This is a genomic window from Mycobacterium paraense (genome assembly GCF_002101815.1).
GTDB lineage: Bacteria > Actinomycetota > Actinomycetes > Mycobacteriales > Mycobacteriaceae > Mycobacterium > Mycobacterium paraense.
In genome coordinates, this window is the sequence record NZ_LQPM01000029.1 from 1 (window position 1) to 12871 (window position 12871).

General features: G+C 70.1%; 15 protein-coding genes. 8 read left to right on the forward strand and 7 right to left on the reverse strand.

Features of this window, described 5'->3' with window-relative positions; translation table 11 throughout:
* Nucleotides 1-97: 97 nt before the first annotated feature.
* Nucleotides 98-511: a hypothetical protein gene (locus AWB89_RS20810; protein ID WP_085104686.1), complete on the forward strand. Its 414-nt coding sequence runs from the start codon at nt 98-100 to the stop codon at nt 509-511.
* Between the two features lie 12 nt (nt 512-523).
* Here AWB89_RS20810 and AWB89_RS20815 read toward each other — a convergent pair whose 3' ends face one another.
* The gene (locus AWB89_RS20815; protein WP_085176243.1) at nt 524-1240 is read right to left on the reverse strand and encodes a DUF3060 domain-containing protein; all 717 of its coding nucleotides are present in this window, start codon (nt 1238-1240) and stop codon (nt 524-526) included.
* A 47-nt stretch (nt 1241-1287) separates the two neighbouring features.
* Here AWB89_RS20815 and AWB89_RS20820 point away from each other — a divergent pair, with 47 nt between their 5' ends.
* Nucleotides 1288-2313 carry an NADP-dependent oxidoreductase gene (locus tag AWB89_RS20820; protein ID WP_085104705.1) on the forward strand — a complete coding sequence of 342 codons (1026 nt, stop codon included), beginning with the start codon at nt 1288-1290 and terminating at the stop codon, nt 2311-2313.
* Here AWB89_RS20820 and AWB89_RS20825 read toward each other — a convergent pair.
* Nucleotides 2310-2936: a hypothetical protein gene (locus tag AWB89_RS20825; RefSeq protein ID WP_085176245.1), complete on the reverse strand. Its 627-nt coding sequence runs from the start codon at nt 2934-2936 to the stop codon at nt 2310-2312. The two genes, AWB89_RS20820 and AWB89_RS20825, sit on opposite strands and share 4 nt — an antisense overlap.
* 119 nt (nt 2937-3055) lie before the next feature.
* Here AWB89_RS20825 and AWB89_RS20830 point away from each other — a divergent pair, with 119 nt between their 5' ends.
* Together AWB89_RS20830 and AWB89_RS20835 are read left to right on the forward strand one after the other, a co-directional pair.
* The gene (locus AWB89_RS20830) at nt 3056-3484 is read left to right on the forward strand and encodes a MarR family winged helix-turn-helix transcriptional regulator (protein WP_085104692.1); all 429 of its coding nucleotides are present in this window, start codon (nt 3056-3058) and stop codon (nt 3482-3484) included.
* 155 nt (nt 3485-3639) lie between these two features.
* Nucleotides 3640-4476: a glycoside hydrolase family 16 protein gene (locus AWB89_RS20835; RefSeq protein ID WP_085104694.1), complete on the forward strand. Its 837-nt coding sequence runs from the start codon at nt 3640-3642 to the stop codon at nt 4474-4476.
* Here the strand turns inward: AWB89_RS20835 and AWB89_RS20840 are convergent, their stop codons facing one another.
* Both AWB89_RS20840 and AWB89_RS20845 read right to left on the reverse strand, forming a co-directional pair.
* Entirely contained in the window at nt 4477-5982 is a 1506-nt protein-coding gene (locus AWB89_RS20840) for a glycosyltransferase family 39 protein (protein WP_085176262.1), read from the reverse strand. It lies immediately after the preceding gene.
* Between the two features lie 86 nt (nt 5983-6068).
* Entirely contained in the window at nt 6069-6296 is a 228-nt protein-coding gene (locus tag AWB89_RS20845; protein WP_085104696.1) for a hypothetical protein, read from the reverse strand.
* A 109-nt stretch (nt 6297-6405) separates the two neighbouring features.
* On the opposite strand from AWB89_RS20845, the gene AWB89_RS20850 reads away from it, so the two are divergent.
* Genes AWB89_RS20850 through AWB89_RS20860 form a run of 3 tightly spaced genes read left to right on the forward strand, consistent with a single transcriptional unit; the run spans nt 6406 to nt 8111 of the window.
* Entirely contained in the window at nt 6406-6711 is a 306-nt protein-coding gene (locus AWB89_RS20850; RefSeq protein WP_085176247.1) for a hypothetical protein, read from the forward strand.
* Between the two features lie 42 nt (nt 6712-6753).
* Nucleotides 6754-7407: a GAP family protein gene (locus tag AWB89_RS20855; protein ID WP_085104709.1), complete on the forward strand. Its 654-nt coding sequence runs from the start codon at nt 6754-6756 to the stop codon at nt 7405-7407.
* Between the two features lie 23 nt (nt 7408-7430).
* The gene (locus tag AWB89_RS20860) at nt 7431-8111 is read left to right on the forward strand and encodes a GAP family protein (RefSeq protein ID WP_085104698.1); all 681 of its coding nucleotides are present in this window, start codon (nt 7431-7433) and stop codon (nt 8109-8111) included.
* On the opposite strand, the gene AWB89_RS20865 is transcribed toward AWB89_RS20860, so the two are convergent.
* Complete coding sequence (locus AWB89_RS20865; protein ID WP_085176249.1) at nt 8102-8842, reverse strand: hypothetical protein; 741 nt, start codon at nt 8840-8842, stop codon at nt 8102-8104. The genes AWB89_RS20860 and AWB89_RS20865 overlap by 10 nt on opposite strands.
* A gap of 24 nt (nt 8843-8866) precedes the next feature.
* Here AWB89_RS20865 and AWB89_RS20870 point away from each other — a divergent pair, with 24 nt between their 5' ends.
* Nucleotides 8867-10363, forward strand: a complete 1497-nt coding sequence (locus AWB89_RS20870; protein ID WP_085176251.1) for a bifunctional phosphatase PAP2/diacylglycerol kinase family protein — start codon at nt 8867-8869, stop codon at nt 10361-10363.
* 17 nt (nt 10364-10380) lie between these two features.
* On the opposite strand, the gene AWB89_RS20875 is transcribed toward AWB89_RS20870, so the two are convergent.
* Both AWB89_RS20875 and AWB89_RS20880 read right to left on the reverse strand, forming a co-directional pair.
* Nucleotides 10381-10725: a DUF732 domain-containing protein gene (locus AWB89_RS20875; protein WP_085104703.1), complete on the reverse strand. Its 345-nt coding sequence runs from the start codon at nt 10723-10725 to the stop codon at nt 10381-10383.
* Nucleotides 10726-10868: 143 nt separating this feature from the next.
* On the reverse strand, nt 10869-12809 hold the full coding sequence (locus AWB89_RS20880; protein WP_085176263.1) for a DUF7159 family protein: 1941 nt from the start codon (nt 12807-12809) through the stop codon (nt 10869-10871).
* Between the last annotated feature and the right edge of the window lie 62 nt (nt 12810-12871).

The window sequence follows — 12871 nt, forward strand, 5'->3', positions numbered from 1 at the left end:
GCGCACAGTCGCCGCCGGCCCCGTAGGCCGGTCCGTGGCGGGCGGCGGCGACTGAGCGCACACTGATCAGTAGCGCTGTCACTGCAAGGAGGTCTGTGTGGGCGAGTACGGTGCGTTCGGATTCGATCCCGACGAGTTCGATCGCGTGATCAGGGAGGGCAGCGAGGGCCTGCGCGACGTGTTCGAGCGAATCGGCAAATTCGTCACCGCCCCCGTGCCAGGGACAAGTTGGTCCGCGTTCTTCGAGGACCTATCCCGGCGGCCGCGCCGCGCGCCGGAGACCGCCGGCGAGGCCGGCGACGGGGTGTGGGCCATCTACACCGTGGACGCCGACGGCGGCGCCCATGTCGAGCAGGTTTACGCGACCGAACTCGACGCGCTGCGGGCCAACAAGAACAACGTGGATCCCAAGCGCAAGGTGCGCTTCCTGCCGTATGGCATCGCGGTCAGCGTGCTCGACGACGACGCCGAAGAGTCCGGCGAGTCCGGCGAATCCGGCGCGACAGGCTAGCGCCGCCACCGCTCAGCCCTGCTGCACCTCGTTGGAACCGCCGGAGTTGCTGATCTTCGGATTGCCCGAGTGGTAGGTGATCTTGTTGCTGAAGCCGGACGCGTCGATGCTGTCGACGGAGTCGACGGTGATGGCGTTCTGAACGCCGGACACCGTGAGGCTCGTGCAGTGGCCGGTGATCACGACCGTGTTGGAAACCCCGCTGACGCTGACGATGTTGTTGTTGCACGAGATCGTTCGATTCTCGTTGATGCCCGAGACGCTGATCTTGGCGCCGGGCGTGGGGGTGGGTGACGTCGACGGTGTCGTCGTCCTGGTCCGGGTGCTCGAAGGGCCGGGACTGCGCGGGGTGCTGGTGGCGCTCGACGGCGGACCAAACGTGGCGGAGATGCTCGGCGGGGAGCTGATGATCGACCGGACACCGGACAGCTGGTGCGCGGCGAAGGCGGCGATGCCCCCGGCGAGGGCGAGAAATCCGATGACGACGAACGTGCCCACGATCCACCAGGTGCGGTTGCCCGACGAGGACCCCGGCGGCGGCCCGTACGACGGCCCGCCGTAGGTCCAAGGACTGGCCGGCGGCGGCGGGGGCGGGGGACCGGGTGGCGCGGGCGGATACGAGTAGCCCCCGGGCGGTTGCGCTTGTCCGGGCTCGGACGCGCGCGCCGCGTCGGCCAGGGGGCGCTCGAGTTCCCGGATGCGCTGTTCCGGGTCGTCCTGCGAGTTCATGGACAGATGCTCCCACCCGAACGAGCCGAATGGGTAGTTTCAGCACCGTGCCCGACTTGCCGAATCGCCAAATCCTGTTGCGTCGCCGCCCGACTGGTCTGGTCCAGCCCGAGGACACCGAGCTCGTCACCAGGCCGGCGCCCGAGCCGGCCGAGGGTGAGGCGCTGCTGCGGACCACCTACGTGGGACTCGACGCGGCGGTGCGCACCTGGCTGAACGATCAGCCGGGCTACCTGCCGCCGGTGCAGCTCGGCGAGGTGATCCGGGCGGCGGGCATCGGTGAGGTGGTCGCGACGCGCTGCGACGCCTTCGAGATCGGCGACGTCGTCACCACGCTGTCGGGCTTCCAGGAGTACGTGATCATCCGCGACGACGTGTTCAGCACGCCGGTTCCCGGCAAGGGCAGCGTGGATCAGCTGGCGGTGATGTCGGTGTATGGCCCGACCGGGGCGACCGCCTACATCGGGATGATGGACATCGGCCGGCCCCAGCCCGGGGAGACGGTGGTGGTGTCGGCCGCCGCGGGAGCCACCGGCTCGGTGGCCGGGCAGATCGCCAAGATCGCCGGCGCGCGGGTGGTGGGCATCGCCGGGGGCCCGGAGAAGTGCCGGGCGGTGGTGGAGGACTTCGGATTCGACGCGTGCATCGACTACAAGAACGACGACCTGGCGTCGGCGCTCAAAGAGCATTGCCCGCGGCGCGTCAACGTCTATTTCGACAACGTCGGCGGGCCGATCCTGGACGCGGTGCTCGGGCGGCTGGCCACCAAGGCGCGGGTGGTGCTGTGCGGCGTCATCTCCAGTTACCTCACCGGGCAGCACCCCGGGCCGGCGAACTACGTCAACCTGCTGTCCAAGACCGCGTCGATGCAGGGCTTCAACGCCCTCGACGACTGGGGCCGCTTCGACGAAGCGTTCGCCGCCCTGCGGCAATGGGAGAGCGAGGGCCGAATCAGGGCTCGCCAGACCGTTTTTGAGGGCGTCGAATCGTGCGTCGACGCCCTCAACGGCCTGTTCACCGGGGCCAACATCGGCAAGATGCTGGTCAAGCTGAGCGAGCCCGCCCGCGGTTAGCCCTCCCCGAGGACGCGGTGCAGCGTCTTCTTGGCCTCGGTCAGGGCTTCGAGCACCTTGGTACGGGTCTCGGCGAGCTGCTGCTTCTGCTCATCGGTGCCGGTCCAGGTGATCGTGCGGGCCAGCCCGGCGAGTTCGAACAGCTCCCTGCGGATCTTGAAGACGTCGCCGAACTTGGCCGCCCGGCCCAGGAAGGCGTGCGCGGTCTCGCTGCTGACGCCCCGCCAGGCCAGCAGGTTTCGGCCCAGTTCGGTCAGCGTCGCGACGCCGTTGTCGACCGTGACCACACCCCTGCCGGCCAGCAGGCCGATGGCGAGCTCCGCCACGTCCTGCGGCGGCGTGAAGGCGCCCTCGGTCGCGTCGGACACCCGCTGCACGATCTGCGCGGCGTCGGCCGGCCCGTCGAGCAGCAGCGCCGCGGTTACGAACGCGGCCCGCTTGAGGAAGGGCCGACGGCCGTGGCCGAACCCACCCTTGAAGCCGGGGCCGCCGCCGAATCCGCCGTGCCCCCAGCCCTTTTCGCCCCAGCCGCCACCGAAGCCGGGACCGCCGAAGCCGGGACCCCCGAAACCGGGACCGCCGAAGCCGGGACCGCCGAAACCGCCGAAAAATCCACCAGACATCTCTGTCATTCCTTTCCACATCAGGACTATCAAGCTCCTTGATACCACCGGCTCCGGCGATGTCAAGAAAATTGATGGTTGCCTGCTGTGAACAGCGGGGCGCATGCCAGCATTGGGGCATGAGCCAAGCGCACGAGGAGCCGCTGGGATTTCTGCTGTACCGAGTGATGGCGGCGCTGCGGCCCCAGGTTGCCGCGGAGCTCAAGCCGTTGGGGATCGGGCTGGCGGAGTTTGTGTGCATGCGGATTCTGTCGAAGCATCCGGGGCTCACCAGCGCCGAGCTCGCCCGCGGAACGAACGTCTCGGCGCAGGCGGCAAACCAGGTGCTGCGTTCGCTGGAGGAACGCGGCGCGCTGGCCCGTCCGGTGTCGGCCCCGGCGGGGCGGGCCATGCCGGCCCGGCTCACCCGCGAGGGCAAGGCGCTGCTGAAGCGCGCCGACGCCGCCGTGCGGATGGCCGACCAACGGATCCTGGACCGGCTGAGCGCCGACGAACAGCTCCACCTGAAGCGTCTGCTCTATGCGGCGGGCACGGATTCGGCCCACTAGCAGCCGTTAATCCGCCAAATTGGATGGGTTCCGCACGGTCTGGCGAGATGCGCACCGCCCCCGGCGCGTGGTTTCATAACACCGTTTGCGAGAGTTGCCTAGGGGAATTCGTTCCGGGTCGCAGGTCCCGGCCCATCAACGATTGGGGAGTGCAGATGGATCGTCGCAGCATGTTGCTGACTACGGGGCTCGGCATGCTGGCGGCCGTGGCCTCGGCGCCCATCCCGGAGGCGCTGGCCACCCCGTCGCGGCTCCCGGCACCGCCGGAGGCGCCGTCGGCCGGGGGCGGCGGCTACATCTTCTCCGACGAGTTCGACGGCCCCGCCGGCTCGGCGCCGGATCCGGGGAAGTGGACGGTGCAGACCTGGCAGGACGACGTGTTTCCGCCGGTCGCCGGGATCTACCGGGACGACCGCCGAAACGTCTTCCAGGACGGCAACTCCAATCTCGTCCTGCGCGCCACCCAGGAGGGGGACACCTACTACGGCGCCAAAGTGCGCGGCAACTTCCGCAGCATGATCAACCAAACCTGGGAAGCGAAGATCAAGCTGAACTGCCTGGAGCCTGGGCTGTGGTCGGCATTCTGGGGCGTCAACGAGGATCCGCTGCCCGACGGCGAGGTCGACCTCTTCGAGTGGTACGGCAACGGCTCGTGGCCCCCCGGAACGACGGTGCACGCGGCGTCGAACGGCAAAACCTGGGAGGGGAAATCGATTCCGGGGCTGGTGGACGGCGGTTGGCACACCTGGCGGATGCACTGGGGTGAGGACGGGTTTCAGTTCGCGCGCGACGGGTCGCAGTACTTCACCGTTCCGAACAAGCCCATCCACGTCCACGGCGGCGCCCCCGACGACTTCCGGTGGCCCTTCAACAACCCCGGCTACTGGATGACCCCCATGTTCACCCTGGCGGTCGGCGGCGTCGGCGCCGGCGATCCCGCCGCGGCAACCTACCCGGCGGACATGCTCGTCGACTACATCCGCATCTGGTGACTACCGCTGGGCTTTGATCACCTGAACAAGGTTGAACTGCCAGCGCTCGACCAGCCGGAATCCCAGGTCGCGCGGAACCGCGAAGGCCGGTGTCGGGCCGTAGACCGGACCCGGCGGCAGCGCCGGCCCCTGCTCGTGGGCGGGCATCGACTGGTCCGCCTGGGTGATGATCCACACGACGCCGCAATGGCTTAGCGGCTGGGCGACGACCTCCGGGATGAGGTTGGTGTCGAAGACGTCGTTGCGGTCCGTCGCCCGCTGCCACAGGGTGAGGTCGATCAGCTTCCGGTAGGCGCCCGGGCGCGCCGCCAGCAGTGGGCGCATCGGGGCGGGCATGAACGTCACCGTGTCGTTCACCAGCAGGCAATCACCGGGCGCCGCCTTCCCGGTGATCAGATCGGCCACCTGGCTGTAGTCCATCCCGTACTTGGCGTACGGGTTACGTTGCGCCCGAACGTAATTCGGTGCGGCCGCGACGGCGCAAAGGCCTATCAGGGCGGCGGTCGCCCAGGGCTTGGTGGCCACCGCCGCCGCACAGACCCCCAGGACCAGGGCCATCGCCGGCGCCGTGAAGGCCAGATAACGCGGGGTGTAGATCGGATGCGCCAGCGTCGAGAACAGCACGATCAGGGCGGTCGGTATCGCCAGCCACGCCGCCGCGATGGTCAACAGTTGCCGATCCCCGGGTGCGAGCCGCGCGGATCTGCTGAGCCACAACACGATAGCCGCCGCCACCACCAGCGCCGACAGCACCGCGAACGGCGGGCTGCGTTCGAAGTACTGCTGAACCACCACGTCTTCGATCGTCCTGTGCCCGATCGGCGGGACCCAACGGATCTGATGCGACTGCCCCGCGACCGTAACCAGGAAGGGCGCCAGGCCGCATACGACCGCCCCCGACGTAACGGCGAAGCGCACCAAGACTTTTCGCGCGCGGTGCCAGGCCCATACGAAGGTGATGTGCGCCAGCACCACCAGGACCAGGTAGGCGTCGAGCAGGATCGACAGGGCCAGGGCGGCGCCGTAGGACACCCAGGCCCAGGCGGTGTTGCGGCGCACGGCGACGACGAGCAACACCGTCAGCCAGACCGCAGCCATCATCGACAGGGCATAGGGCCTGGCCTCGATGCCCGCCCACGTCGTCCGGGGCAGGATGCCGCACAGGACCCCCGAGGCCACCGCGACGGCGCGCGACGAGAACTGCCTGCCCAGCACCACCACCCCGGCCGCGGCCGCGCCGGCCGCCAGACCGCTCGGGACGCGGGACCAGAATTCGGTGGGCGGGAAGATCAGGAACCAGGCGTGCATGAGCGTGTAGTACAGGCCGTGCACGGCGTCGACGTTGCCCAGCATGCGCCACAGCTGGCCGAGCGAACGGCTGTAGGACGCCGAAATGGTCGCGGCCTCGTCGTACCAGAACGACGGGCGGGCGGCGCCGGCGAGACTGATTGCGGCGCCTAACAATCCGACGAGGAACGGATCCAGCGCAACCCGCGGCAGTGCCAGCGGGCCGCCGCGGAGATGCCGTGACTCGGCGGTATCGGAGACGCTCACCGCCCGCTATGTTGCCAGAAGCGGACGGGGGGCTTGCGTCAGTTACTCAGCCACACGTGCCAAAAGCCGTCGGGACCCATCCGGCAGTCGTAGTGCGTGTATAGGTGGTCGTTGTACGCGAGCTCCACGTGCGCGCCGTCGGCCAGACACCCCGCCTGGCTCGAGTAGTTGCCCTCGGCTTCCACCTCGTCGGCGTGGGCGATGCCCACCGCGGTGGTCATCAGCCCGGCCAGCGCCAGCGCCCCGGCGGCGATCAGTGTCTTCATGCGGATCTTCCCCTCGGTATCGATGCCGCGACTGTAGCGACGTGGCCGGGTGCGCTAGGCGAAAATGAAAGGACTCAAGCGCGCGGGCATTCGAACGTATGATCGATAAATGGGCGAGCTCGCGTCGATCGGATACAACGGCCAGCCCGTCCGCAGCCCGTTCCGCGTGGTGCGCCCGCCGATCACCGTGCTCGTCGACCTGACGGTGCTTTTCCCCCGCGAGCCGCACCGGGCTGGGCGGTACCAACCCAACGGCCTGCAACTGCACAAGGTCGTCGAGGGCCGGCTGAGCTGCTGGGGCATCTGCGAGCAGGGCGACTGGTGGGGGCTGGTCACCTACCCCATCGCCTACGGCTCCAAGCGAAAAACCGTGACGCACTGGGTCCCGGCCTGGACGCTGCGCCGGAAGGGCTGAGCAATGCGATGATTGCTGCCCGTGACAGGCAACTTGGCGTCCGTGCTGACCAAGCTCATTCCGCTCGGTCTGGTCATCGCGCTCTCACCGATCACGGTCATCCCGGCGGTGCTGGTCCTGCACGCGCCGCGGCCGCGCCCGACCAGCCTCGCGTTCCTCGCCGGCTGGCTGGTGGGCATGGCAGCCCTCACCGCGGCGTTCGTCGGGGCATCCGACCTGCTGGGCGATCTGCACCAGACCCCGCCGACGTGGGCGTCGTGGCTGCGCATCGTGCTGGGCCTGGCCCTCATCGTGTTCGGCGTGGTTCGCTGGCTGACCCGCCATCGCCAGGGCAAGACCCCCTTCTGGATGCGTTCGTTTTCCAAACTGACCCCTGTCCGCGCCGGCGTGACCGGCGTGGTGCTGACGGTGGTGCGCCTCGAGGTGCTGATCCTGACCGCGGTCGCCGGCCTGGCGATCGGCACCGGCGGGCTCGGCGTCGCGGCCGGTTGGGTATCCGGCGCCGTCTTCGTCGCCGTGTCCTCGTCGACGGTCGCCGCACCGATCCTGGCCTACGTCGGCTCCGGCGGCCGCCTCGACGACGCGCTGGAGCGGCTCAAGGTGTGGATGGAAGAAAACCACGCCGCCATGCTCGCGGTCATCCTGGTCCTGATCGGTTTGCTCGTTGTTTACAACGGAATTCACGCTCTGCGGTAGCGCGGCACGATAGATTGCTGCCCGTGGCAGGAAGTTTGGGCTCGGTGCTCTCCGGGGTCATCGGGCTGGGTCTGGTCGTTGCGCTCTCGCCGATCACGGTGATCCCGGCGGTGCTGGTGCTGCAGGCGCCGCGGCCGAGGCCGACGGGTCTCGCGTTCCTCTCCGGCTGGGTGCTGGGCCTGGCCGCGGTGACGGCGCTGTCCGTCGGGGCCTCCGGCCTGCTCGGCGGCCTCGACAAGTCGCCGCCGACGTGGTCGTCGTGGCTGCGCGTGGTGCTCGGGTCGGCGCTCATCCTGTACGGCGTCTACCGGTGGTTCACCCGGCATGGCCACAGCGAATCGCCCGCGTGGATGCGGTCGTTCGCCACCATCACCCCGGCGCGTGCGGCGCTGACGGCGCTGGCGCTGGTGGTGATCCGACCCGACGTGCTGCTCATCTGCGTCCCGGCCGGATTGGCGATCGGGGGCAGCGGGCTGGACGTCGTGGGTTACTGGATCGCCGCGGCGATCTTCGTCGCCGTCGCCGCCTCAACGGTTGCCGTCCCGATACTGGCCTACGCCGCCGCGGGTCAACGCCTCGACGATGCGATGGCACGGCTCAAGGATTGGATGGACAGGAACAACGCCGCGCTGATGGCCGGGATCCTGGTCGCGATCGGCTTGCTGGTGCTCTACCACGGAATCGACGCTTTGCATCACCGGTAGCCGCCGTCCGACAGGCCCGCGTCGGCCTCCAGCCTGTTCGTTTCGCCAAATGCCAACTCGCGGAACAGCTCCCAGCTGTAGTCCCTGAGCATGCCCGCATAGCCTCTGGCCGCCCATTGCCGGCAGTGGCGCTCCTCGTGGTGCAGCACCCGGTCCAAATCCAGGTGGTGCCAGGCGTACCCGGACCGGATGATCCGGCGCAGCCGCTCCGCGGGGTCGGTGAGCTTGCCCAGGTTGACCATGAAGATGTCGCCCCAGGTGGTGCCGCCCCGCCTGCTGAACTGCCGCTGGATCAAATTGCCGCCGGTACCCATGAGGATGCCGTTCGGCGTCGTCACCAGGCGACCGCGGTTGCGATGGACGAACCCGACGTCGCGGGAATAACTCCAGCGATTTGCGTTCTGCCGGTTTATGATTCGCGCGACCTCGGCGGCGGTGTAGGGGGTCTCGGGAAAGTCCGGGCGCCGCCGGCCCGTCTTGCCGTAGTCGGTGCCCGCGTTGAGGACGTAGGTCATCAGCGTCGCCGTGCGCGCGTCGTCCCCGCCGATGCCGCGGGGCAGCAGAAAGTAGGACTTGCCGTGCGGGTCCCTGATCTCCTCGAGCCCGTCGAGGACGACGAAGCTGTCCGGCGCGATGGCGTGGCGCGTGCCGATCTCGGCGACGACGTCGGCGGCCACGCCCCGGCGTCGGGCGTTTTGCAGCCACGCCGCCGAGTAGTCGTTTGCGCGCACGGTTGCCAATTTAAGGTGTAGGCAATGGACAGGCGGCCCCGGCGACGCGCGCGCGGCATCAAGCAGATCACTCGCGGGCTGGGCACGCTGGATCGGGAACTCTTCGAGACGATCGCCGAGACGCCCACCCCGCTGCTCGACACGGTCATGCCGCCGCTGACCCGGGCGGCCGACCACTCCAAGCTGTGGCTCGCCATCGCGGCGGCTCTGCTGGCCTCGGGCAAGCCCTCGGCGCAGCGCGGTGCGACCCGCGGCGTCGTGACGCTCGGCGCCACCAGCCTGGTCACCAACCAGGTCGCCAAGCGAATCCGGCCGCGGCCGCGGCCCGTGTACGACTCGGTGCCCCTGATCAGGCGGGTCCGCCGCCGCCCGGTGTCCAACTCCCTGCCCTCGGGACACTCCGCCAGCGCCGCCGCGTTCGCCGTCGGCGTGGGGCTGGAGAACCCGCCGCTGGGCTTCGTCCTGGCGCTGCTGGCCGGCATGGTCGGGCTGTCGCGGGTGGCCACCGGCGCGCACTATCCCGGAGACGTCCTCGCCGGCTTCGGCATCGGCGCCGGCCTGGCGGTGCTGGGCGGCCGCGTCGTCCCCCCGATCGTCGAAACCACCCTGCCCAAGACCGAACCGTTCGTCGTCGACACGCCCCCGCGGCCCGACGGCGCCGGCGTGGTCCTGGTGATCAACCCGGAGTCGGGAAGCGGCACGGGCTCGCGGGTCGTCGACGAGGTCCGCGCCGAACTGCCCAACGTCGAGATCGTCGAACTGGGTCCCGACGACGACGCGGAGGTGGCGTTGCGCCGCGCCGCCGAGCGCGCCGAGGTGCTGGCCGTCGGCGGCGGCGACGGCACGGTGGCGACGGCCGCGTCGGTCGCGATCGAGGCGGACCTGCCGCTGGCGGTCTTTCCCGGCGGGACGTTCAACCACTTCGCCAAGGACATCGGCTGCGACACCGTGGCCAAAACGGTGGAAGCCATCCGGGCGGGCAGCGTGGTCCGCGTCGACCTGGTCTGCCTCAACGAAAATCAGATGGTCCTCAACACCGCGAGCATCGGCGCGTACCCGACGTTCGTCCGGTATCGCGAAAAGCTCGAGAAGCGCGTCGGCAAGCCGGTGGCCGGCTTCTACGCGATGCTGCACACCCTGCGCAAGGATCAGCCGGTCAGGATTTGCTACGACAACAAGACGCTGCAGACGTCGCTGTTCTTCCTCGGTAACTCGGTGTATCTGCCGACGGGATTCGCGCCGTCGCGCCGTACGCGTATGGACGACGGCCTGATCGACGTGCGCATCCTGGAGACCGGGCGCCCCTGGGCGCGAACGAGAATCCTGACCGCGCTGGCGCTGGGGCGCCTGCTGCGCAGCCCGCTGTATCACGAGCTGCAGGTGCCGGAGTTCAGCTTCTCCGCCGTCGACGGCCCGACCGTCATCGCCCACGACGGCGAGGTGGGCGACGAGTACGACCACGCCAGCTTCAGCGCGAAATACCGGGTCCTGCCGGTATTTCAGCCGCTTGCGCGGGACTGAGCCGACTCAGGCCGCGGCTACGCGCGCGGGCACAGATCCACGATGGCGTAGTCGATCAGGGCGTCCGCCTGTCGCGGCGTGAGCCCCCTGGGCCCCAGGTCCATCGTCGACTTTTGCAGCGCCAGGGACTGCAGTTGCGACGGCGGGGCGCCCCAGGCGATCTGCTGGCAGATCTTCCAGCCGGTCTGCACCAGCGCCGGGTCACCACCCTCGAGGTCCTGGATGCCGACGGCGTGCAGGCGGTTCAGGTAGGTGCCCTCGTCCGCGTGCGCCGGGCCGGCGCACACGATGCCGGCGGTCAGGAGAGGACCAATTGCAAACGCTGCGCCGATGAACTTGCCATAGAGCCTCTGTGCTGCCATAACTCCTTCTTCGCTGACTGTTTGCCACCCCCGCCCATATATGAAAGCAGTTCCGTAACCGCAGCGCGCGGCAAATTTGCGGCGTTTGAAAAGCGTTAACCCGGGAGCGTCGACCGGGAGTCGGAGCCGATCCGCGACGCTGGCTAGTGGTGGCCCCCGCCGGTTTCGGCGCCACCGCCGGAGCTAACGCCGCCGCCGGAGCTGCCGCCGCTCGAGACGCCGCCGCCGGAGCTGCCGCCGCTCGAGACGCCGCCGCCGCTCGAGACGCCGCCGCCGTCGCCGTGGCTGCCGCCACCGGACTCACCGCCGCCGCTCACCGGCCCGCCGCCGGGGCTTTCGGAGCCGCCGACCGGCCCACCACCCGAGTGCGGCTCGCCTCCGCCGACCGGCCCACCGCCGGCGTGCGGTTCGCCGCCGCCGACCGGTCCGCTATCGCCGGGAGTGCCGTGGCTGGGGCCGGGACCGCCGGCCTCGGGAGGAGGACCGCCAGGGTTCCCGTGGCCGGGGCCGGTGCCGCTGGCGGGTCCGCCACCCTCGGGAGGGGGGCCGCCCGGGTTCCCGTGGATCGGGCCGGGGCCGTCGCCGGGCCCGCCGTGACCCGGGTTGGCCGGGGGTTCGCCGCCGCTGCCGGGGTGAGAGCCCTGCCCCGGGGGAGCTTGGTGGGGTGGCGGCGAGTGCGGCGGGGGGACGTGGACCGGCGGTGGTGCGGCGGGCGGCGACGGGTGCGGCGGTGCCTGGATCACGGGCGGGCTCACCGGCGGGTCGGTCACCCGAACAGGCGGCAGGGGAGGCGGCGCGACCGGCGGGACCAGGACGGGCAACGGTACGACCGGGGCCACCGGTGCCGCGGGAACCGGTGCCACGGGAACCGGGGCCGCGGGAACGGGAGCCGGGGCGACGGGAACGGGAGCCGGGGCGACGGGAGCCGCCGGAACCGGGGCCGCGGACAGCGGAACGGCCTGCGGTAGTGCGCTTGGGGGCGGGCCGAGCGGCTTGGGCGCGGCCGCCTTGGTGGCCGCCACCGGCCCGGGCACGGGCGCGAGCACCTGCTCGGCGGGCGCGATGAGATTCTGCACCGGAGCGGGCAGCAGGCCAACCGTGGTGTGCACGCCGACCACCAGTGCTATCTCCAGCGCCAACGCCGCGCCAAAGCCGGCCACCGCGATCGCGCTTCCGACCAGCAGGCCCGGCCGGGGCCGGGGCTCGCCGCGCTTCGCCGCGCCGGCATCGATGACGACGGTCGGGGCGCCGGCATCGTCGTCGGCCACAGCGCTGTAGGCGAGTTCGCCGTCACCGGCGTCGTCGTCGGCCACCCGCAGATATTCAGGCAATGCGCTCGCGTCGACCGCACCCGTGCCCGGGTCCTGCGCATAGGCGAGCGCGGCGGTCGACGAGGCGAACAACGGCGCGTTCGCCGACGCCAGGGCCGCGCCGCGGGCCAGCGCCGTCTCCGGTTCCTCCGGGGCGCTCACGCTCAGCGACGTCGCCTCCTCCAGCCACGGTTTGATCGGGGTGACGTCGACGCCGGATCCGACCACGAACAGGCCGCCCGGGCGCGTCGGCAGCTCGTCGAGCCCGGCGACCATCTCCATCAGCTCCGCCGTGACGCTCTGCCCGGACGTGGTGGTCAGCTGCTCCCTGTCAACGTCGGCGACCGAACCGTCGGAGGTCTCGACGACGGCCAACGTCGCGGTGCCGGGCTGCACGAACAGCACCGCGGTGCGCTCGTAACCCATTGCGCCGCCGACGGATTGGGCCAGCGAGGCGGCGGCCAGAAACGCCGAGACCAGCATGACGTTCTCCAGCTTGTGGACGGCCAGCGCGTCGCGTAGCGCGTTCGCCTCGAGCTGGTCGGTGCACGCCACCCCGATCGCGGAGAGTGCGAGGCCGGCATCGGCCGCGTCGTCGCGGGTGCCCAGGATGGCGGCGATCGCCCGGTCGGACGCGCTGACGGTGGGCGAATCGTCGGCGGCGACGACGGCGAAGTCCTTCTCGTCAACCGTTGCGCCGTCGGCGTTTTCACCCTGCAGGAGCACCATCTGCACCGAATCGGGCGCCAGCGAGACCCCGAGCACAATATCCACGCCCACGCCTCCCAACACTTTGACCCGCTAACCGATCGTCGCGCGGGAAGCTGTATCCGGAT